Raw genomic sequence first — 20,411 nt, 5'->3', positions numbered from 1 at the left:
TAAAAATCCGAGCAATACTTTAAATCAGTGTAATCATTAAATCTATATAATCATACCGAAGGAAAACCGGTAAAACCATCATTAACAATGAAAAAATTAATCATCTTTATAACAATATTAACAGCAACAATTAACGCTTTTGCACAAGAAGAACCCAAAGTAAAATTTTCAGGTTACCTGGAAGCCTATTACGGGTACGATTTTAATCAACCTGCAGACCATAACCGTCCGGCATTTATCTATTCCCATAACAGGGCAAACGAGGTAAATCTGAATTTAGGTTTTATTAAAGCAGCTTATGACAGCGGTTCAATCCGTGCTAACCTGGCAGTAATGGCCGGAACTTATGCTAACGCCAACCTTTCTGCAGAACCCGGTGTTTTGAAAAATATTTTTGAAGCTAACGCGGGTGTAAAACTATCAAAATCGGCAAACCTTTGGATTGATGCCGGTATTTTTTCTTCACATATTGGTTTCGAAAGCGCAATTTCTAAAGATTGCTGGGTTTTAACCAGAAATATTTCTTCAGAAAACACACCTTATTATGAATCAGGAGCGAAAATAACCTATGGCACTACAGATGGAAAATTAACCGCGACCCTACTCTACCTGAACGGATGGCAACGGATTACCCGTCAGAACGGAAATGATAAACCTGCCGGCGGCTTGCAACTAACCTGGAAACCGACATCTAAAATTACCGTAAACTACAGCAACTATCTGGGTACCGAAGGCGCAGACTCTGTACGTGTAAACCGTTTCTACCATAACATTTACGGCGTTTTTCAGCTGACTGATAAATTTGGTTTAACACTCGGCTTAGATTACGGTACACAACAAAAAGTAAAAGGAAGTACTGCCAGAAACGAAATTATTTCTCCGGTTGCCATTGCCCAATATAAATTTGCAGAGAAATGGGCGGTTGCCGGAAGATTTGAATATTACGAAGATAATAATGGTATTTTTATATCAACAGGAACACCAAATGGTTTCAAAACAAAAGGTTATTCTTTAAACATAGATTATTCACCAATTCAAAATGCCGTAATTCGATTAGAAGGTAAAACGTACGATAGCAAGGACAAGATTTTTACCAGAGAAAACAATTTAGTAAATGCAAATACAACTGTAACCGCGAGTATTGCGGTAGCATTTTAAAAGGATAGACCGTGTGAAAATGTAAGATGGATAAGGGAAGATGGGTTCCATTGTCCATCTTACATTGTTATATCTTACATCAACAGTATGAAGGATGATTCTGTAAAAAAATTTCTCGAACTGATTCAAAAATCGAGACGGGGTAAGCTCAAAATTTACATTGGGATGAGCGCCGGCGTGGGCAAAACCTTCAGGATGCTACAGGAAGCTCATGCACTTTTGCGCAACGGAATTGATGTTTGTATTGGTTATGTAGAAACGCACAAACGCGCAGAAACCGAGGCATTGGTAGCAGGTTTACCTTTAATTCCGAGGAAAAAGATATTTTATCGGGGTAAGGAAATCGATGAAATGGACTTGCAGGGTATACTGAATCGCCATCCGGAAATTGTTGTGGTTGATGAACTGGCACACACCAATGCAGAAGGCAGTAAAAATGGCAAACGATGGCAAGATGTTTTTGATTTACTTGAAGCAGGAATTAGTGTAATATCTGCGGTAAACATTCAACACCTGGAGAGCATAAATGAAGAAGTTGAACACATTACAGGCATTAATGTAACCGAGCGAATTCCGGATAAAATCCTGGAACTGGCCGATGAGATCGTGAACATTGATTTAACGGCTGATGAATTGGTTACCCGGTTAAAAGAGGGAAAAATTTACGATAAAAGCAAAATTGAAAGGGCATTAGAAAATTTTTTTCAACCGGATAGAATTCTGCAATTACGGGAACTGGCTTTAAAAGAAGTGGTTCATCAGGTGGAAAGAAAAATTCAAACGGAAATTCCAAAATCAATTAAACTAAGGCCGGAAAGGTTTTTAGCCTGTATATCTTCAAACGCCGAAACCGCGGGTGTGGTGATTCGGAAAACAGCCAGGCTTGCCTCCTATTATCACTCGCCCTGGATTGTACTTTATGTACAGAGTGATGCGGAAAGTTTAGATAAAATTAAGCTTGATAAACAGCGGTATTTAATTAACCATTTTAAACTGGCAACTGAACTCGGCGCAGAAGTAATTAAAATAAAAAGCAATCAGGTTACACAAACTATTATTAACATGGCAACAGAAAAAGAAATTACCACCATCTGTATTGGTAAGCCACATTTAAATATTTTTCAGGTCATTATGCGAACGGCAATTTTTAATCAATTGTTGCGTAATTTAGCCGCAAAAGAAATTGATTTGGTTATACTTTCTTAAGTTTAGTGAAGGCATTTTACCACCTAAGGAACCTAAGAGCATTTAAGCTTAAGTTATCTAAGGTGTCTTAGGTGGTAATAAAATTAAATAATCATGAAAATAAAAACCAAGCTTCGCCTCGGATTCGGGTTTCTCTTTATCATCGTTTTATCCTTTGGGTTGATTGCCTTATTCTTTTTGAATGAGCTTTCTGATAAATCCAAGGTGATTTTAAAAGACAATTATAAATCGCTTAAATATGTTTCGGCGATGAGAAATGTACTCGATGAAAATATTTATCCTTTAAATACAAACCAGGCCGGTATTTTTGAAGAAAACCTGAAACTGGAAGGGCAAAATATTACCGAACCCGGTGAAAGAACGGCCGTTCAGAAACTGGAAAACAGTTTTAAAACACTTCAGACCACACCATCGGTTGATACCCGCCAACGTGCTGTAAAAGATTTACGCTCGTTGCTTCAAAATATTGAGGAGCTGAACATGAAAGCCATCTATGCCAAAAACGAACTTGCAAATGAAGCATCCGGCAGGGCAAATTTGTATATCATGATTGCGGCAACATTAAGTTTTATTATACTGTTTACTTTCATTGTGAATTTCCCGGGTTTTGTTGCCAATCCGCTGGCTGAATTCAGCGCCGCAATCAGGGGCATAAGCCGTAAAAATTACAAACAACGTTTACATTTCGAAAACGACGATGAATTTACGGAACTCGCCAATGCATTTAACGGAATGGTCGTAAAACTGAATGAATGGGAAAATAGTAATCTATCCAAAATAAAATCAGAAAAACTAAGAATAGAAGCCATTATCGCACAAATGCAGGATGCCATTATCGGCTTAAATGAAAAAGGAGAAGTGCTGTTTTTAAACCACCTGGCAGCAAAGCTGATAAATTTAGATGAGCAAAAAATTATCGGTCAGAATGTTGCAGAGCTGATTAAAAAAAATGAATTGCTAAAGCGTATTATTAAACCCGAAACAGCTGATAAAACCTTAAAAATTTATGCCGATGAAAAGGAATCTTATTTCCTTTTAGAAAACCGTGAAATCGTAATCCCTAACTATGAAGAGCAGGATGATACAACTTTAATTGAATCATCAAAATCGGCTGGAAGTGTTTATATTTTAAAAAACATTACCCAGTTTAAGGAACTTGATGAAGCTAAAACCAATTTCATTGCAACCGTTTCCCATGAATTAAAAACACCGCTTTCATCCATTAAAATGAGTTTAAAATTATTAAATGATGAACGCGTTGGCTCGATGAATGAAGAACAAAACCAGCTGTTAATACATATTAAGGAAGATAGCGACAGGCTACTGAAAATTACGAGTGAGCTTTTGGATTTATCGCAGGTTGAAACCGGCAATTTAAAATTAACCTTCGCAGTAACCAAACCCGAAGATATTGTTCAATATGCGATTGATGCCGTAAAATTTCAGGCAGAACAGAAAGCAATTAAACTGGAATTAAATTGTGATACCAATTTACCGAAAGTAAATGCAGATATACAGAAAACAGCCTGGGTGCTGGTTAACTTTTTATCAAACGCCCTGCGTTACAGTGCTGAAAAATCAAAAGTCATTATTGATGTTTTTCAAAAAGACAAATTCATTCAGTTTTCGGTTCAGGATTATGGTAAAGGCATCGACGAAAAATATCAGAAAAGATTATTTGACAGGTACTTCCAGGTTCCTACCGATGGGCAAAATAAATCCGGTTCCGGTTTGGGCTTAGCCATTTCAAAAGATTTTATAGAAGCTGAAGAGGGAAAAATCTGGGTAGTAAGTGCCATTGGAGAAGGCAGTAAATTTTGCTTTACCTTACCAATAGTCGAATAATGTAAAGAAATATCGGGTATGATTAATAGGCTTCAAATGAAATATTGAGGCCTTTTTTATCCTTAAATTAACTAGACAATATAAGGTTTCATCTCTTTGTCGATGCTTTTTCTTAGTTCCATTAACTTAATGGCATAACCATGCATGGCAATTTCCCTTTCTGTTTTTGGCTTAAAAGCAGGGATAGGTTTTGGTTGTCCGTTATCATCAACCGCTACGAAAACAATAATGCAGTGTGTGTTTTTAACAAAGTCGGCCTTGCCAACAGGTTTTGAATAGGCATCCACAGCAATATGCATACTCGTTTTACCGGTATAAATAATCCGGGCTTCCATTTTTACCAGATGACCAATGTGTACCGGGTGAAAAAACCGAATTCCACCTACATAAACCGTTACACAATAAGATTCGCTCCATTGTAGCGCACAAGCGAAGGCAGCCTGGTCAATCCATTTCATCATCATTCCGCCATGCACTTTACCACCATAATTTACATCAGATGGTTCGCTTAAAAATTGAAGTTCAATGTGATTTTTTGTTCTGGCCATGATTTTAAGTTGCTTTTGTTAAACGCAAAGTACGCAAAGTGAAAACGCAAAGAAAGAGCAGTCGGATTTTTAAACAAAAAAGTCGTTCCAAATGGAACGACTAATTATTAAAAAGCTTTATGTTTTTCTTACTTAATACTTTAAAAACTCTGCGAAAAACCTAGCGTTCTTTGCGGTTAAATCAGTAAACTTATTTTCCCATGATGCTAATGGCATAACCGCCACCAGGAGCACAATTCAAAGTCAACTTTGTTTTATTGGTTACCTCCATTTTACGGATGGTGTAGGCCTTTGGATTCGTTTCGTAATTTGCGTCTTTCGCATCTGCGTAAATGGTTGCCATGTATTTTCTACCTGCATCTAAAAAGCTGAAGTCGATTTTTGAAGTACGGGCGACTTCATCATTTGTTCGTCCGACAAACCAGTTGTTTTTCCCCTTAGCTTTACGGGCAAATGTGATGTAATCACCTGGTTCAGCTTCTAAAACTTTAGTATCATCCCAATCAACCGCTACATCTTTAATAAACTGGAAAGCATCCATGTATTTATTGTAGGTTTCCGGTAAATCTGCAGCCATTTGAAGCGGACTATACATCGTAACATACAGTGCCAACTGGCGGGCCAAGGTGCTATGAACAAATGAATTGTTTTCAGGATTATATGCACTTACCTTGGTTTCAAAAATACCAGGCGTATAATCCATCGGGCCGCCAATTAAACGGGTGAAAGGCAGAATGGTTGTATGGTCGGCATTGTTACCGCCGAAAGCCTCGTATTCCGTTCCACGGGCAGATTCATTTCCAATTAAATTCGGATAAGTACGGGCCAAACCTGTAGGTCTAACCGCCTCATGCGCATTCACCATGATTTTATAATCCGCAGCTTTTTGAATGGCATATAAATAATGGTTATTTAACCATTGCCCGTAATGGTGTTCGCCACGAGGAATCATATTGCCTACATAACCGCTTTTTACCGCATCGTAACCATTCGCTTTCATAAATTTATAGGCAGTATCCAGATGTCTTTCATAATTACGAACCGAAGAAGAAGTTTCGTGGTGCATAATCATTTTAATGTTTTTGCTCGCCGCATAGCGATGCAATTCCTGCACGTCAAAATCCGGATATGGTGTTACGAAATCGAAAACATAATCTTTCGTTTTTCCGAACCAGTCTTCCCAGCCTTCATTCCAGCCTTCTACTAAAACTGCATCTAAGCCATTTTTAGCCGCAAAATCGATATACTCTTTAACATGAGCGGTGTTGGCAGCGTGTTTTCCATTAGGTTTTGTCTTCGAGTAATCGGTTACACCTAACTGAACGCTGGTTAAATCATTGTAAGCCCAGGTACTTTTACCGGTAATCATTTCCCACCAAACGCCAACATATTTAGTTGGTTTAATCCAGGAAACATCTTTAAACTTTGTCGGCTCATTAAGGTTATAAGTTAATTTTGAAGTCAGAATATCTCCTGCTTTATCGCTTACAATAATTGTTCTCCATGGCGACAAGCAAGGCGCCTGCAAATAACCTTTATCGCCTACCGCATCCGGGGTTAACCATGATTCTAAAACCATGTTTTTATCATCCAGATTCAGCGACATTAATGAATAATTAATCAAGGCGGCTTCATGAATGTTAATATATAAACCATCCTTACTTTTCATCATCAAAGGCGTTTGTAAACCCGTTGGAGAAAAGGTTGTTTGTGAAGCGTTTGGAGTAACCGCCGATTTCATTTTTCCACGAACTTCTGATAAGTTTGAAGTTACGGTGCTGTATTCCTGTGTATCGTAATCGCCGGGTAGCCAGAAAGCTTTATGGTCTCCTGCTAATGCAAACTGCGTTCTTTCTTCTTTTATAACAAAGTAATCCAGGTTTTTCTGCTCCGGAAATTCATATCTGAAGCCCAAACCATCATTAAATAAGCGTAAACGGATGATAATAAAACGACTGGTTTCTTTTTGAGTTAAAGTTACGGCCAGTTCATTGTAGTGGTTTACAATCTCCTTCACTTCGCCCCAAACCGGTTTCCAGGTTTCGTTAAAAGTGCTTGTTTTGGTATCTGTAACAGTAAAGCCATTCATTAAAGATTTTCCCTCTTTAAGCTCCAAACCAAGTTTACTGGTTTTAATTACGTCTTTTCCTTTGTATTTTAAACTGTAGGTTGGCACGCCACCATCAGCCAAAGAAAAATTTGCCACCAGGTTCGCATCAGGCGATTTTAATTCCTGTCCAAACACTGTTCCTGCAAAAAGACAAAAACAAATTAAAGCTAAAAATTTAGCGCGTTTGTTGTTTAGGTTTTTATTCACTATATATAATTTATTTGATAATTATTTTTTAATTGCAATAATTCTTCACCACCTGAGACACCTTAGCGCACCTAAGCTAAAATATTCTTAAGTTCCTTAGGTGGTAAAAATTAAATTGTTAATCTAATAACAAAGTTTCATCATCATCCGTCAAACTCAACTGAATACTATCGCTTCCGGCAATGCCTTCAATCGAGCCGCGGATATGCGTTGCATTTAACAACACTTTTTCCAATTGTTTTTCACGTGCTTTCCATAAGCGCTCCATGGCATCACGTTCGCGTTGGATGGATAATTTCATGCTCATAAAACCCTCACGAATGGCTTTCCATTGCTCTGAGAATTCTGCGCCTGTTAAATAATCGTAAAGCATGTGCATTTTATCGCCACGGTTTTCCTGCGATTTCATAGCGCTCGATAAACGCAAAATCCCATCACGCAACACATAAGCTACTGCATTTACTTCCTCAAAAGAGCAAATCCAAACACCATCCCGTTGACCAAAACAATCCATGCCCTTGGGATAACACTGACTCACGATTACCGCTACGTCTACACCCATACTCCGCATGTCTTTCTTTAGTTTTTCAATCCAGTCGCCGCCAAAATCTTTTGTACGTTTACTTTCATATATGATCTTACCGCATTCTTGTCCGAACTGGTTACGAACCACCTGTACACAATCTGCCCCACGAACACCTTTGCCAACTTCCTCGATCAAATCAAAAGGAAAATTGCTGCGCAATAATTCTTCTAAAATCAGCTCCTGAACTTCACCCTGCAATTGCATGCTACCTTGTTCTGCTTTGCGCTTCATCTCCTCAGCCAGTTTTTTCTGGTCGTCGAGCTGTTTCTCCAATTCCTTTAAACGCAATTGATGTTCAGTATCCTTAATGCTATTTTTTTCGGCTTCCTGCTTACGAATTTGCTCAACAAGTTCATTTCGCTGCTCCTGCATTTTACGTTGCATGGAAAGTTCCATTTCCTGCTCTTTTAAAAGTAAGCTTTCTTCGCGTTTCAAAAACTGAAGTTCCTTTTCGCGGGCCAGCCTTAATTTTTCGGCATTATCTTTAGCCGACCCCTCAAGCATTTGTAATTTGGTTTCATAATCAGAGGCAATACTTTTGCGCAGATTTTCTTCCAAATCGCCTTTTAGTTTATTTTTTTCTTCTACCAGTTTTGTATCAAAAGCTTTTTGTTGTAATTGCTTTTCATTTTCAAGAATGGCTAATTTCCGCTGAAATTCTTCATCTTTTTGCTTAGTAAAGGTAAGCATTTTCTCACGCAGCTCTTTCTTATAATCTTCGGCCATGGCTTCCTCCATCGGAAAAACATGAGCACAGTTCGGACATTTAATTTCTGTAGCCATAATTTCTTAACCGTAGAAAACTCCCACGGTTCACACAAAGATATTAAAGCTTTTCAGGATTGTCTAAAGGAGTTTTGCACGATTTAAAATTATAAGACTTTTGACCGAACTTCATGGCCCGCAGTTAAAATTTTGCTCACCGGGCATTTGGAGGCAATATCTTCCAACCTTAACTTTTGTTCATCCGTTAATTGACCTGTACAGGTAATTTCTTCAACAAATATCGTTTCAGCATTTTCTATACTAAGGTTAACTTCAACGTCGATTTTTTCAACTTCCCATTGTTTTCTGTCGATGTACATTCTTAATGTAATTGCTACGCAGGATGCTAAAGAGGCCATTAATAATCCTTTAGGTGCAAATCCTTTATTTGTTCCGCCTAAATCGATCGGCTCATCAATTATAATTTCGTGTGAACCATCAGTTACAGAACAGGCGTAGTGCTCTTTATTTATCGTTGCTTTTACCATTTTATTCAGAATATTTGAAAGTTTAAACTTACCTATATTTATACTTATTAAGATTTTATGAAACATTATAACCTGGCATTTGTTCTTTTTAAAAATGCTACGTTATGAAATACAGAAAGTTAGTTGGAAAATATTTAACGCACAAATCGAACAATAATGCGCAGGTTGCGATTGCACTTGTTGCAGGTTTAGCTGTTGGCGCCATAATCAGTGTTTTATTTGCACCGGATAGCGGTGAGGAAACCCGTGGAAAAATTGCCGGTAGCGCAAAAAATTTACGTTATGGCTTCCAGGATAAATATAATCTGTTAAAAGAAAAAGTATTTGGGGTTGAGGCAATTGAAAATGATATTGTTGAGCATGAAGTACCCCATTTCAAACATAAAGTTACAAAAAAAGCTAAATCGAGTGTTAAGGAAATACTAGAATCTGCCCACGAAAATGGTCAGGTCCAGGAAGGACAAGGCTAAACCTTTTCCATTGCCAATCAAAACAATTGTTTAGTTTTACAGGATAATATCATTCCATGATTTTTATCCTCTCAAAAATTCTGTTGTTTCTGATCAAGCCGTTTCTATGGTTCAGCATACTGTTGGCACTTTCAATTTTCGTTAAAAACAAGAAACTAAAAAAACGTTTCTTTTTAGCAGCGTTAGCCGTATTTTTAATATTTTCTAATGGCTATCTGATTGGAAAGGCATACAATTTTTATGAACCTGAATATCCGAAGGAACAAAAGAATTACGATATCGCTGTTGTTTTAGGCGGGTTTTCAGGCTTGAACAAGAGAAACCACGAAATACAGTTCAATTGGGCCAACGACAGGCTTTTCCAAACCCTTTCTTTATATAAAAAGGGTAAAATAAAAAAAATCCTGATAGCAAGCGGAAATGCAAGTTTGCTCGACAATAAGATTAAAGAGGCTGATTTAGTAAAGAAATTTCTGCACGATATATGCATACCCGATTCAGATGTGTTAATTGAAAATCAAAGCCGAAATACGATTGAAAATGCCAAATTTAGCGCTCAGTTAATAGCGCAAAAATTTCCGGGTGCAAAAGTTGTTGTTGTAACCAGTGCATGGCACATTCCAAGAGCCAGATTAATTTTTAATAAGTTCTATAAAACAAAACCCGATTATCTGCCTACAAATTATATCGGCAGAACAAACGGATATTCAATTGGCGACTTTATTCCCGACCCCGGTATTTTAAGTTCCTGGGAATTGCTTTTTAAAGAATGGATTGGCTTAGCCGTAGACCAATTCAGAGGTTAAAGATTTGCTGAATTATTACAATTTAATTGGTAAAAAAGTTCAGAACTTTTTCTTTCCAATCATCCATCATCCATCCACCATCATCCTTATCCTTCAATCGCTTTTACGAGCATGTCTTTTAACTCCAAGATATTTTTTTCAGCAACTGATGAAATAAATATTGAGGGAATATTTGGTAAATCCAGTTTCATTTCTGCCATTAATTCCTCATCCAGCATATCTGATTTGGTAATGGCCAAAACATGCGGTTTCTGCATTAATTCAGGATTGTAAGATTCGAGTTCTCTTTTTAAGATTTCATATTCTTCTTTAATACTTCTGCTGGTATCTGCAGGAACCATAAAAAGCAATACGGAATTACGTTCGATATGACGCAGGAAGCGATAGCCTAAGCCTTTACCTTTTGAAGCACCTTCAATAATTCCCGGAATATCAGCCATTACGAATGACTTTCCGCCTCTGTAACTTACAATTCCTAAATTAGGTACAATGGTCGTAAACGGATAATCAGCAATTTCCGGTTTAGCGGCAGAAACAACTGAAAGCAAGGTAGATTTGCCGGCGTTCGGAAAACCAACCAGGCCAACATCGGCTAAAACCTTTAATTCAAGAATATTCCAGACTTCCTTACCCGGTTCACCAGGTTGTGCATAACGTGGCGTTTGCTGAACCGCATTTTTGAAATGTGCATTACCCAAACCTCCACGACCGCCGGCTGTTAAAATTTTAGTTTCACCATCTTTGGTAATTTCGAAAAGCACTTCACCGGTTTCTGCATCCCTGGCAATGGTCCCAAGTGGAACTTCGAGAATTTCATCCGTACCCTGTTTACCAAATTTATGCGAACTGCCACCGGCACCCCCATCTTCAGCAATAATATGTTTACGGTATTTAAGGTGTAACAATGTCCAGATGTGAATACTTCCTTTCACGATAATGTGTCCGCCACGACCACCATCACCACCGTCAGGACCACCCATCGACGTTAAAATATCACGATGCAAATGTGCAGAACCTGCGCCGCCTTTACCCGAACGACAACAAATTTTTACATAATCTACGAAATTTGAACCCTGTGACATATTTATTTTAGATTTTAGATTGACGATTTTCGGCTGACAAAAATCGCTAAAAAACAAACATCCGCAAAAAACAACTAATGCCTTTTCTGCGGATGTTATAAATTAAAAATTCTATTATTTAGAACTGATCGATTACAGCGCAAAGATCATTATAAACTGTTTCTATTTCTCCGATTCCATTTACTTTTTTCAACTTGCCTTGTTCCTCATAATAAGGTAACACATGAATTGTTTTATCGAAGTATTCTGAAATACGCTTTTTTAACTTTTCAGCGTCGTCATCTGGCCGGCCGCTAATTTTATGACGCTCCGCAATGCGTTTTGTTAATTCTTCCTGATTAACATCTAAAGCAATAACACCTGCAATTTTACTGCCTTTACGCTCCAAAAATAAATCAAGCTCTTTTGCCTGAGGCACAGTACGTGGAAAACCATCGAACACGAATCCTTTTGCATCAGGATTCTTATCTACTTCTTCTTCAAGCATTGCAATCGTAATTGCATCCGGCACCAATTCGCCATCTGCCAACAACTGACTAACTTTTTTCCCTAGTTTGGTTTCTCCCTTTACATGCGCTCTGAACAAATCGCCGGTTGAAATATGAACTAACTGATATTTTGAAATCAGTTTTTCGGATTGGGTGCCTTTACCCGCCCCCGGGGGGCCAAAGAGAACTAAATTAAGCATCAACGTGGTTTAGGTTATCTTTAAAATTAATAAAGCCTTATCGCCATGGGGCGACAAGGCTTCATCCAAATTGTGCACTTGTAGGGATTCGAACCCCAAACCTTCTCATCCGTAGTGAGATGCTCTATCCAATTGAGCTACAAATGCAATTCCGTTTGTTAACGGACTGCAAAAGTAAGATTTGAGATTTAAATTCGCAATTATATTTGAAAAAAAATCGAATCCACTTTTACAGCTAATTTACGCTAAGCTTTTAACGAATCGTTAATTGCTTTGAAATCAGGTAAATCACCGGCATTTTCCAAAACTTCTGCATAGGCAATTTTTCCTTCTTCATCTATAACAAAGGCTGCTCTCTTGGAAACACCTTTCAATCCGAATACAAATTCATCATATAAAGCGCCGTAAGCAGCAGATACATCTTTATTAAAATCGGACAGTAATGGGAACTGATAATTTTGAACTTCTTTGAACTTAGCTAAAGAAAAAGGAGAATCTACAGATATACCTAAAACTTGTGCATCAATTCCTTCATAAAAACTGAAGTTATCTCTCATTGTGCATAATTGTTCGGTACAGGTACCTGTAAAAGCCATAGGAAAAAAATGAATAATTACCTTTTTGCCTTTAAAAGCCGATAAAGAGACTTCAGTTAACTCTGAACTGAATAATTTAAAATCCGGGGCTTGGTCGCCAATTTGTAGTGACATATGTTTAATTATTTGTTAATCGTTTTTTTTTCGTTGCTCGTTGTAAGTTGTAAGTTGTTCGTTTTTCGTTGAACGACACACGAAAGACGACAAACGAATAACATCATTTATTCCTAACGACCATCTGCCCATCTACCACGCTCAATCCTTCATCAAAACTATGAGGATTATAACCTAAATCTCTTATCGTTTTATCCAATACAAAACCTGTTTTCATCGGCCGTATCGCGGTTTGATTTAAGCCAACCGAACTTACTTCGTTAATAATCGATTTATCGAGTGTCCAATAATCGGCAACTTTTTGCACTATATCTGCAATGCTCATGTAATCTTTACCTGAAACATGATAAATTCCTTCAGCATTTTTTTCCACAGCTAATAAACAAGCCTCGGCCAAATCTTCAGCTAAAGTTGGCATGCGCCACTGATCATTAACCACATTAATAGGCAAACCCTTCTCCAAAGCACCTTTTGCCCAAAGCACAATATTACTTCGGCTCATATCGTTAGTGATGCCATAAACCAATATCGTTCTCAAAATTACCCACTTTGCTGTTGAGTTTTTTAATAATTCTTCAGCCAATACTTTCGACTCGCCATAATAACTTAATGGATTCACAGCATCCTGTTCTTTATATGGTCCGTTTGCACCATCGAATACGAAATCAGTACTTAGATGAATTAGTTGTATATTTTTTTCCTCGCAAAGCGATAATAAAGTTTGAACCGCATCTACATTAAGCTGGTGACAAAGCGCTTTATCTGCCTCGGCCGTATCAACATTAGTCATAGCGGCCGTATGGATAATTGAATCTGGCTTGTATTTTTCAACCACGGCTTTCACTTGCTCCGGATTAAGAATATCCATTTCAGCGTATTCGTAACCGTTTGTAGCCGGATAACGATTTGCACCTTTTGATGTAGCAATAAGCTTTACCCGCCCTTCAGCTAAAACTTTCTCAGTTATTTTCTGTCCTAAAAGGCCATTGCTGCCGGTCGTTAAAACTGTTTTCATAGGTTGTATTAGGCCTCTAAATTATCTATAAAAACCTTATTGAAAAAATTTATAATATATATTTAAAATTAAGTAAGAATAACTTAACTTTGCCAACCGAATTGGAGCCCCTATAAATAGCTTTAATTCATTGATTGTAATAAATTTACTCACAACAGATATGCCTAACTTAGGAAAAATAGCACAAATTATCGGCCCAGTGGTTGACGTTAGCTTTGCTAATGATGCCCATCTACCTAAAATTTTTGACGCGTTAGAGATAACGAAAGAAAATGGACAGAAAATCGTTTTAGAAGTTCAACAACACTTAGGTGAAGATCGCGTTCGTGCAATCTCGATGGACTCTACAGATGGTTTGGTTCGCGGAATGGACGTAGTTGATACTGGTGCTGCGATTAAAATGCCAGTTGGCGACCAAATCAAAGGTCGTTTATTTAATGTAGTTGGTGAAGCGATTGACGGTATCAACACAGTTGACAAAACCGATGGTCGCCCTATTCATGCTACACCTCCTAAGTTCGAAGATTTATCAACCGAAACTGAAGTACTTTTCACAGGTATTAAAGTTATCGATTTATTAGAGCCATACGCAAAAGGTGGTAAAATTGGTTTATTCGGTGGTGCTGGTGTAGGTAAAACAGTATTAATCATGGAGCTGGTTAACAACATCGCTAAAGCTTATGCTGGTTTATCTGTATTTGCAGGTGTTGGTGAGCGTACTCGTGAGGGTAACGATTTACTTCGTGAATTTATCGAATCAGGCGTAATCAACTATGGTGACGAATTCTTACACTCCATGGAAAAAGGTGGTTGGGATTTAAAAGCTGTTGATACTGAAAAATTAAAAGAATCTAAAGCAACATTGGTTTTCGGTCAAATGAACGAGCCTCCCGGTGCACGTGCCCGTGTAGCGTTATCAGGATTAACAGTTGCAGAATATTTCCGTGATGGTGATGGCGAAGGCGCTGGAAAAGATATCCTTTTCTTCGTTGATAACATCTTCCGTTTTACGCAGGCGGGTTCTGAGGTATCGGCTTTATTAGGTCGTATGCCATCTGCTGTAGGTTACCAGCCAACACTGGCAACTGAAATGGGTTTAATGCAGGAGCGTATTACTTCAACTAAACGTGGTTCAATTACTTCAGTACAGGCGGTATATGTGCCTGCGGATGATTTAACTGACCCTGCACCGGCAACAACATTTGCCCACTTGGATGCAACAACAGTACTTTCCCGTAAAATTGCTGAGTTAGGTATTTACCCTGCGGTGGATCCATTGGATTCTACTTCACGTATCCTTTCTCCGGCGGTTTTAGGCGATGAGCACTATAACACCGCACAACGTGTTAAAGAAACTTTACAACGCTATAAAGAATTACAGGATATCATTGCGATTTTAGGTATGGACGAATTATCTGAAGAAGATAAATTAGTGGTATCAAGAGCTCGCCGTGTTCAACGTTTCTTATCACAACCTTTCCACGTAGCTGAGCAATTTACAGGTTTGAAAGGTGTATTGGTTGACATTAAAGATACCATCAAAGGTTTCAACATGATTATGGATGGTGAAGTTGATGAGTATCCTGAAGCTGCATTTAACTTAGTTGGTAGTATTGAAGACGCCATCGAAAAAGGTAAAAAATTATTAGCAGAAGCGAACAACTAGTATCAGGTTTTTTTATCAAGTATCGAGACAAAAAACCTCTTGATACTCGATACTGGCTACTTGCTACTTAAAACTTGCTACTTGATACTCAAATCCCAAAAGAATGAATTTAGAAATATTAACTCCGGATAAAAAAGTTTTCGAAGGTGAAGTAACAGCTGTTACAGTTCCTGGTACTTTGGGTTCGTTTCAAATTTTAAAAGACCATGCCCCTATCATCTCAACTTTAGAAGATGGAGAAGTTATTATTAAAGCAAATAAAACTGATGAACAACGTTTCTTTATTAAAGGTGGTGTTGTTGAAGCCATCCACAATAAGATTGTTGTGCTGGCAGAAGGTATTGCTTAATTGAAATTCGTAATGCTGAGCTAGTTTCAGTAGCTCAATAAAAAGCCTTTTCGTTTTATTTCGGAAAGGCTTTTTTGTTGAAGCCATATTACCATAAATTTTCATTTTTTTTTAGTTAAAAACTCATTTTACGCAGAAAAATATAAAATTTGCAATGCAAGCATAATAATCATACCGTATACCAATTTGATATTTAGTCTAAAGCATTCCGTATTAAATCACTAATATTACCCTTATTAAGAATAATATTCCGAATTAAAACACAAATAAAGAATAATATTCTTATTTCAATTTTTTCTGATTTCTCTTGGATATTAATGAACCAAAAACTAAATTGGTATTTATAAAGAATCAGTAAATAATGACCATTCAAAACAACATTTTTTTTAACAATGCTACTGCAACTGCAGCTGGAAATATTGTGTTGTTACCTGTCATTATTGTGAACCTGCTACTCCTAAATATTTTATGGGGCAATAAGCGGACGCAGATTAAATAGATTTAAAAAACTAATTATACCTAAAGCGTCCTGATACAAACAGGACGCTTTTTTTAAATAACAAAAAACAGTATTATGAAGTACTATAATTCTAATACGATTATTTACCTTGATGGACGGTTTGAAAAAGCGGCAGATAGCAGCACTGACCTTTATGGCCAGTCTTTACATTACGGTTATGCCGCGTTTGAAGGCATCAGAGCGTATAAAACCCACAACGGAAATCGCATATTCAAAGCAGCTGCACACTTCGACCGCTTAGAGCGCTCCTGCCAATTGGCAAATATTCCTTTCCCATGGGATAAACAAGAACTGATTAAAGAGACATATAAACTGCTAACGTTGAACAAACTGAAAGATGCTTATATCCGTCCATTGGTTTTTTGCCACCCTAACATGAAATTAAATGAGCCGAGTGGTGTTTCAATTTTCATTTGCGCCTGGGATTGGGATGCTTACTCAGGTAATAAACTATTAAAATTAACCATTTCAGATTACGAAAGGCCAAATCCAAAATCGACTCCAATGGAGGCGAAATTAAGCGGAAACTACGTAAACTCTATTTTGGCCACAACCGCAGCCAATATGAAAGGTTATGATGAAGCTTTACTTTTAGATATGTATGGGTTCGTTGCAGAAGCCTCTGGTGCTAATATTTTCTTGGAAAAAGACGGTAAACTTTATACCCCATCTTTAGGAAATATTTTACCTGGAATTACCAGAGCAACGGTAAAAGAACTTTGTACCGTTTTAGATATCGAATGTATCGAAAAAAAATTAACGGTAGAGGATTTAAGACAAGCAGATAGCGCTTTTTTATGCGGAACAGCAACTGAAATTGCAGGTATTGCCTCTATTGACGATATCGTTTTCCGTACGCTTTGGCGGGAATCTATCGGTTATACAATACAACGCGCCTACAAAAACCTTGTATTGGAAAAAGTAAATTACGAAGTGATTATTTAGTATTAAGTATTAAGTATTGAGAATCAAGTATTAAGATAGGAATAGAACAAGTATCAGGATAGGAATATAAAAAACTAACAGAACCAAGATACATATTTAAACAATGAATCAGGAAATCAATCAGCAGTTCCCTGCCACTTACAGACAAATTAATGATGCTACTAAAGCATCGGGATTTGATATGGCATCTGATGTATTGACTTGTTCATTGCTGAGAACGCTTGCAACTTCAAAACCTTCTGGGAACTTCCTGGAGCTAGGTACAGGAACAGGCTTATCAACTTCATGGATATTAGACGGAATGGATGAGTCATCTACGCTGACTTCTATCGACAACAATGAAAAATTTTTAAGCATTGCAAAGGATTCCCTGGGTAATGATAGTCGGTTAAATATAGTTTCAACTGATGGAGGCGATTGGATTGAAAAAAATAAAGATAAAAAGTTCGATTATATTTTTGCAGATACCTGGCACGGAAAATATTTGCTTTTAAATGAGGCATTATCGATGCTAAAAAAAGGTGGTTTCTATATTATTGATGACATGCTTCCTCAATCAAATTGGCCGGATGGTCATGCGGAAAAAGCAATTAAGTTAATGGTGGATTTAGAATCAAATAAAGATTTAAGGTTAACTAAACAGCTTTGGGCAACCGGGATTGTAATCGGCGTAAAAAAATAGGGAAATACTTTAAAATAGTTCTTTGCATATTTCAAGAAGTTAGTATGTTTGTGTTCAATCGAATACATGAAATTAATCACAAACATTATTAGCAACCTAATTATTATCATTTCTCAGGAGAGAGGTGGATATCGTTGCGTATAATTTTAAAATATACAATATCGAAACCGCCTCCGAAACGAGGCGGTTTTTTTTTGCCTCAAAATATTATAACTAACAGAACCAGAATATATATTTTAAACAATGAGCGAATTAAACAAGTACAGTAAAACATTTACACAAGACCCCACACAACCTGCTGCACAGGCTATGCTTTACGGAATTGGCTTAACCGATGCCGACATGGCAAAAGCACAGGTTGGTATTGCGAGTATGGGTTATGATGGTAACACCTGTAACATGCACCTGAACGATCTTGCAAAGGACGTTAAAACCGGGGTCTGGAAAAATGATTTAGTGGGCTTGGTTTTCAATACCATCGGTGTGAGTGATGGAATGAGTAATGGTACCGATGGTATGCGTTATTCTTTGGTAAGTCGCGATGTAATTGCAGATAGTATTGAAACCATTTGTGGCGGCCAATATTACGACGCAATTGTTTCCATCCCCGGGTGTGATAAAAATATGCCGGGTGCAATTATGGCGATGGCCCGGTTAGATCGACCATCAATTATGGTTTACGGTGGAACAATTGCGCCGGGGCATTATAAAGGCGAAGAATTAAATATTGTTTCTGCTTTTGAAGCATTGGGACAAAAAATTTGTGGTAACCTTTCTGAAGAAGATTATCAGGGTATTATTAAACATACTTGTCCGGGCGCCGGGGCTTGCGGCGGTATGTACACTGCAAATACCATGGCATCAGCAATTGAGGCCTTGGGCATGAGCTTACCTTACTCCTCTTCCAATCCGGCAATTAGCCCGGAAAAAAAACAAGAATGTTTGGACGCAGGTAAATACATCAAAATTTTATTGGAAAAGGATATCAAACCATCTGATATCATGACGAGAAAAGCGTTTGAGAATGCAATTCGTTCTATTATTATATTGGGTGGAAGTACCAACGCTGTATTACACTTTATTGCAATGGGTAAAGCTATCGGTGTGGAAATTACGCAGGATGATTTCCAAAGAATGAGTGATGTAACACCAGTACTTGCCGATTTTAAACCAAGTGGTAAATATCTAATGCAGGATTTGCATCAATATGGTGGTATTCCAGCAGTACTAAAATATTTATTAAACGAGGGTTTATTACATGGCGATTGCTTAACGGTAACCGGAAAAACGGTAGCTGAAAATTTAGCAGGTGTAAAATCGATTATGGATTACGACCAGAAAATCATTCAAAAGTTAAGCGATCCCATTAAAGCGACCGGTCATTTGCAAATCCTTTATGGAAATTTGGCCGAAAAGGGTTCGGTTGCTAAAATCAGTGGAAAAGAGGGCGAAAAATTCGAGGGTCCGGCACGTGTATTTGATGGCGAGCATGATTTAATCGCAGGAATTTCCAGCGGTCGCGTTCAACATGGCGATGTTATCGTAATTAAAAATTCTGGTCCGGTTGGCGCTCCGGGCATGCCTGAAATGTTAAAACCAACTTCGGCAATTATCGGTGCTGGTTTAGGTAAATCGGTAGCTTTAATTACAGACGGCCGCTTCTCTGGCGGAACACACGGCTTTGTAGTAGGTCATATCACGCCAGAATCTTACAAAGGTGGTTTAATCGGCCTGGTGGAAGATGACGACAGAATTTTAATCGACGCTGTAAATAACATCATCAGCTTACAGGTGAGTGAAGAAGTTATTGCAGAACGAAGAAAAAAATACGTACAACCGGAGTTAAAAGTAACTAAAGGCGTTTTATATAAATATGCTAAAACAGTTTCAGACGCGGCCAGTGGTTGCGTAACTGATGAATATTAAATTTGAAGTCATCCCGACAATAAGTTAATATTTAAATGAATACAATATGCAAATTATTAAAAGCATTGAAAGTAGAATTTATGTAATTCGGGGTGAAAGAGTGATGTTGGATTTCGATTTGGCATCACTTTATGAAGTTGAAACAAAAGTATTAAATCAAGCGGTAAAACGTAATATTCAGCGCTTTCCAGAAGATTTTATGTTTCAGCTAACTTCTTTTGAGTGGTCTGATGTTTCCATTCGAAATGAAAAAATTGATTCATCACGAACTGGCAATACAAACCTGAACCGGTCACAAATTGTGACCGGTTCGCAAAAACACAGAGGAAACCTACCTTATGCCTTTACAGAACAGGGGGTGGCGATGCTAAGTGGTATTTTAAAAAGTGAAAAGGCAATAAACATGAATATTGCCATTATGAGGACTTTTGTAGCTGTTCGGAAAATTTTGCTCAAACAAAGTAACATCAACGAACAATTAAAAGAGATTAAGGAACGGATTGGCGAACATGATGTTCAGTTAAATGAGCTTTACGATGCAATGGAAAATTTGATAGACGAAAAAATTGCTCAATTGAAATGGAAAGACAGGGAGAGAATTGGGTTTAAACTTAAAGAATAATAGGACCGCAAAAACAT

At 37.7% G+C, this 20,411-nt stretch carries 19 protein-coding genes and 1 tRNA gene; 11 read left to right on the top strand and 9 right to left on the bottom strand.

Going from position 1 to position 20,411, the window contains the following annotated elements:
- The first annotated feature begins 87 nt into the window (after positions 1-87).
- The 3 genes from O0931_RS00405 (at position 88) to O0931_RS00395 (ending at position 4,209) form a co-directional block, all read left to right on the top strand.
- The gene (locus tag O0931_RS00405; protein WP_269413585.1) at positions 88-1,158 is read left to right on the top strand and encodes a porin; all 1,071 of its coding nucleotides are present in this window, start codon (positions 88-90) and stop codon (positions 1,156-1,158) included.
- Between the two features lie 87 nt (positions 1,159-1,245).
- Positions 1,246-2,364, top strand: a complete 1,119-nt coding sequence (locus O0931_RS00400; protein ID WP_269413584.1) for a sensor protein KdpD — start codon at positions 1,246-1,248, stop codon at positions 2,362-2,364.
- Between the two features lie 93 nt (positions 2,365-2,457).
- On the top strand, positions 2,458-4,209 hold the full coding sequence (locus O0931_RS00395; RefSeq protein ID WP_269413583.1) for an ATP-binding protein: 1,752 nt from the start codon (positions 2,458-2,460) through the stop codon (positions 4,207-4,209).
- A gap of 71 nt (positions 4,210-4,280) precedes the next feature.
- On the opposite strand, the gene O0931_RS00390 is transcribed toward O0931_RS00395, so the two are convergent.
- The 4 genes from O0931_RS00390 to O0931_RS00375 all read right to left on the bottom strand — a co-directional run bounded on the left by O0931_RS00390 (position 4,281) and on the right by O0931_RS00375 (position 8,979).
- A complete protein-coding gene (locus O0931_RS00390) occupies positions 4,281-4,757 on the bottom strand; it encodes an acyl-CoA thioesterase (RefSeq protein ID WP_269413582.1) in 477 nt (158 codons plus the stop codon).
- Between the two features lie 190 nt (positions 4,758-4,947).
- Positions 4,948-7,074, bottom strand: coding sequence for a glycoside hydrolase family 97 protein (locus O0931_RS00385; RefSeq protein ID WP_269413581.1), 2,127 nt, complete (start codon positions 7,072-7,074; stop codon positions 4,948-4,950).
- Positions 7,075-7,192: 118 nt separating this feature from the next.
- Positions 7,193-8,443 carry a DUF2130 domain-containing protein gene (locus tag O0931_RS00380; protein WP_269413580.1) on the bottom strand — a complete coding sequence of 417 codons (1,251 nt, stop codon included), beginning with the start codon at positions 8,441-8,443 and terminating at the stop codon, positions 7,193-7,195.
- Positions 8,444-8,532: 89 nt separating this feature from the next.
- Positions 8,533-8,979, bottom strand: a complete 447-nt coding sequence (locus tag O0931_RS00375) for an OsmC family protein (RefSeq protein WP_269413579.1) — start codon at positions 8,977-8,979, stop codon at positions 8,533-8,535.
- A gap of 38 nt (positions 8,980-9,017) precedes the next feature.
- On the opposite strand from O0931_RS00375, the gene O0931_RS00370 reads away from it, so the two are divergent.
- Complete coding sequence (locus tag O0931_RS00370) at positions 9,018-9,383, top strand: YtxH domain-containing protein (RefSeq protein WP_269413578.1); 366 nt, start codon at positions 9,018-9,020, stop codon at positions 9,381-9,383.
- 122 nt (positions 9,384-9,505) lie between these two features.
- Positions 9,506-10,189: a YdcF family protein gene (locus O0931_RS00365; protein ID WP_269413577.1), complete on the top strand. Its 684-nt coding sequence runs from the start codon at positions 9,506-9,508 to the stop codon at positions 10,187-10,189.
- 86 nt (positions 10,190-10,275) lie between these two features.
- Here the strand turns inward: O0931_RS00365 and obgE are convergent, their stop codons facing one another.
- From obgE to O0931_RS00340, 5 genes are all read right to left on the bottom strand, one after another.
- The gene (gene obgE / locus O0931_RS00360; protein WP_269413576.1) at positions 10,276-11,271 is read right to left on the bottom strand and encodes a GTPase ObgE; all 996 of its coding nucleotides are present in this window, start codon (positions 11,269-11,271) and stop codon (positions 10,276-10,278) included.
- Between the two features lie 118 nt (positions 11,272-11,389).
- On the bottom strand, positions 11,390-11,959 hold the full coding sequence (locus tag O0931_RS00355; protein WP_269413575.1) for an adenylate kinase: 570 nt from the start codon (positions 11,957-11,959) through the stop codon (positions 11,390-11,392).
- Positions 11,960-12,032: 73 nt separating this feature from the next.
- Positions 12,033-12,106, bottom strand: a tRNA-Arg gene (locus tag O0931_RS00350).
- Positions 12,107-12,204: 98 nt separating this feature from the next.
- Positions 12,205-12,669: a redoxin domain-containing protein gene (locus O0931_RS00345; protein ID WP_269413574.1), complete on the bottom strand. Its 465-nt coding sequence runs from the start codon at positions 12,667-12,669 to the stop codon at positions 12,205-12,207.
- Positions 12,670-12,772: 103 nt separating this feature from the next.
- Positions 12,773-13,684: an SDR family oxidoreductase gene (locus O0931_RS00340; protein WP_269413573.1), complete on the bottom strand. Its 912-nt coding sequence runs from the start codon at positions 13,682-13,684 to the stop codon at positions 12,773-12,775.
- A gap of 160 nt (positions 13,685-13,844) precedes the next feature.
- Here O0931_RS00340 and atpD point away from each other — a divergent pair, with 160 nt between their 5' ends.
- The 6 genes from atpD to O0931_RS00310 all read left to right on the top strand — a co-directional run bounded on the left by atpD (position 13,845) and on the right by O0931_RS00310 (position 20,394).
- Complete coding sequence (gene atpD / locus O0931_RS00335) at positions 13,845-15,350, top strand: F0F1 ATP synthase subunit beta (RefSeq protein WP_056088622.1); 1,506 nt, start codon at positions 13,845-13,847, stop codon at positions 15,348-15,350.
- A 103-nt stretch (positions 15,351-15,453) separates the two neighbouring features.
- Positions 15,454-15,699 (top strand): ATP synthase F1 subunit epsilon, encoded by a 246-nt coding sequence (gene atpC / locus O0931_RS00330; protein WP_123206811.1) that lies wholly within the window; start codon positions 15,454-15,456, stop codon positions 15,697-15,699.
- 574 nt (positions 15,700-16,273) lie between these two features.
- Complete coding sequence (gene ilvE / locus O0931_RS00325; RefSeq protein WP_269413572.1) at positions 16,274-17,164, top strand: branched-chain-amino-acid transaminase; 891 nt, start codon at positions 16,274-16,276, stop codon at positions 17,162-17,164.
- 103 nt (positions 17,165-17,267) lie between these two features.
- A complete protein-coding gene (locus O0931_RS00320; protein WP_269413571.1) occupies positions 17,268-17,846 on the top strand; it encodes an O-methyltransferase in 579 nt (192 codons plus the stop codon).
- A gap of 243 nt (positions 17,847-18,089) precedes the next feature.
- The gene (gene ilvD / locus O0931_RS00315; protein WP_269413570.1) at positions 18,090-19,772 is read left to right on the top strand and encodes a dihydroxy-acid dehydratase; all 1,683 of its coding nucleotides are present in this window, start codon (positions 18,090-18,092) and stop codon (positions 19,770-19,772) included.
- Positions 19,773-19,818: 46 nt separating this feature from the next.
- Complete coding sequence (locus O0931_RS00310; protein WP_269413569.1) at positions 19,819-20,394, top strand: ORF6N domain-containing protein; 576 nt, start codon at positions 19,819-19,821, stop codon at positions 20,392-20,394.
- The last annotated feature ends 17 nt before the right edge of the window (positions 20,395-20,411 follow it).

This window comes from Pedobacter rhodius (assembly GCF_027213645.1).
Taxonomy (GTDB): Bacteria; Bacteroidota; Bacteroidia; order Sphingobacteriales; family Sphingobacteriaceae; genus Pedobacter; species Pedobacter rhodius.
The sequence above is the reverse complement of the archived record's forward strand: the minus strand, read 5'-3'. Positions and strand labels throughout refer to the sequence as shown.

What these genes read in the sequence shown, in the direction of transcription:
- O0931_RS00405 (WP_269413585.1), top strand. Translation starts at nt 88, where the DNA reads ATGAAAAAATTAATCATCTTTATAACAATATTAACAGCAACAATTAAC.
- O0931_RS00400 (WP_269413584.1), top strand. Translation starts at nt 1,246, where the DNA reads ATGAAGGATGATTCTGTAAAAAAATTTCTCGAACTGATTCAAAAATCG.
- O0931_RS00395 (WP_269413583.1), top strand. Translation starts at nt 2,458, where the DNA reads ATGAAAATAAAAACCAAGCTTCGCCTCGGATTCGGGTTTCTCTTTATC.
- O0931_RS00390 (WP_269413582.1), bottom strand. Translation starts at nt 4,757, where the DNA reads ATGGCCAGAACAAAAAATCACATTGAACTTCAATTTTTAAGCGAACCA.
- O0931_RS00380 (WP_269413580.1), bottom strand. Translation starts at nt 8,443, where the DNA reads ATGGCTACAGAAATTAAATGTCCGAACTGTGCTCATGTTTTTCCGATG.
- O0931_RS00375 (WP_269413579.1), bottom strand. Translation starts at nt 8,979, where the DNA reads ATGTTTCATAAAATCTTAATAAGTATAAATATAGGTAAGTTTAAACTT.
- O0931_RS00370 (WP_269413578.1), top strand. Translation starts at nt 9,018, where the DNA reads ATGAAATACAGAAAGTTAGTTGGAAAATATTTAACGCACAAATCGAAC.
- obgE (WP_269413576.1), bottom strand. Translation starts at nt 11,271, where the DNA reads ATGTCACAGGGTTCAAATTTCGTAGATTATGTAAAAATTTGTTGTCGT.
- O0931_RS00355 (WP_269413575.1), bottom strand. Translation starts at nt 11,959, where the DNA reads ATGCTTAATTTAGTTCTCTTTGGCCCCCCGGGGGCGGGTAAAGGCACC.
- O0931_RS00345 (WP_269413574.1), bottom strand. Translation starts at nt 12,669, where the DNA reads ATGTCACTACAAATTGGCGACCAAGCCCCGGATTTTAAATTATTCAGT.
- O0931_RS00340 (WP_269413573.1), bottom strand. Translation starts at nt 13,684, where the DNA reads ATGAAAACAGTTTTAACGACCGGCAGCAATGGCCTTTTAGGACAGAAA.
- atpD (WP_056088622.1), top strand. Translation starts at nt 13,845, where the DNA reads ATGCCTAACTTAGGAAAAATAGCACAAATTATCGGCCCAGTGGTTGAC.
- atpC (WP_123206811.1), top strand. Translation starts at nt 15,454, where the DNA reads ATGAATTTAGAAATATTAACTCCGGATAAAAAAGTTTTCGAAGGTGAA.
- ilvE (WP_269413572.1), top strand. Translation starts at nt 16,274, where the DNA reads ATGAAGTACTATAATTCTAATACGATTATTTACCTTGATGGACGGTTT.
- O0931_RS00320 (WP_269413571.1), top strand. Translation starts at nt 17,268, where the DNA reads ATGAATCAGGAAATCAATCAGCAGTTCCCTGCCACTTACAGACAAATT.
- ilvD (WP_269413570.1), top strand. Translation starts at nt 18,090, where the DNA reads ATGAGCGAATTAAACAAGTACAGTAAAACATTTACACAAGACCCCACA.
- O0931_RS00310 (WP_269413569.1), top strand. Translation starts at nt 19,819, where the DNA reads ATGCAAATTATTAAAAGCATTGAAAGTAGAATTTATGTAATTCGGGGT.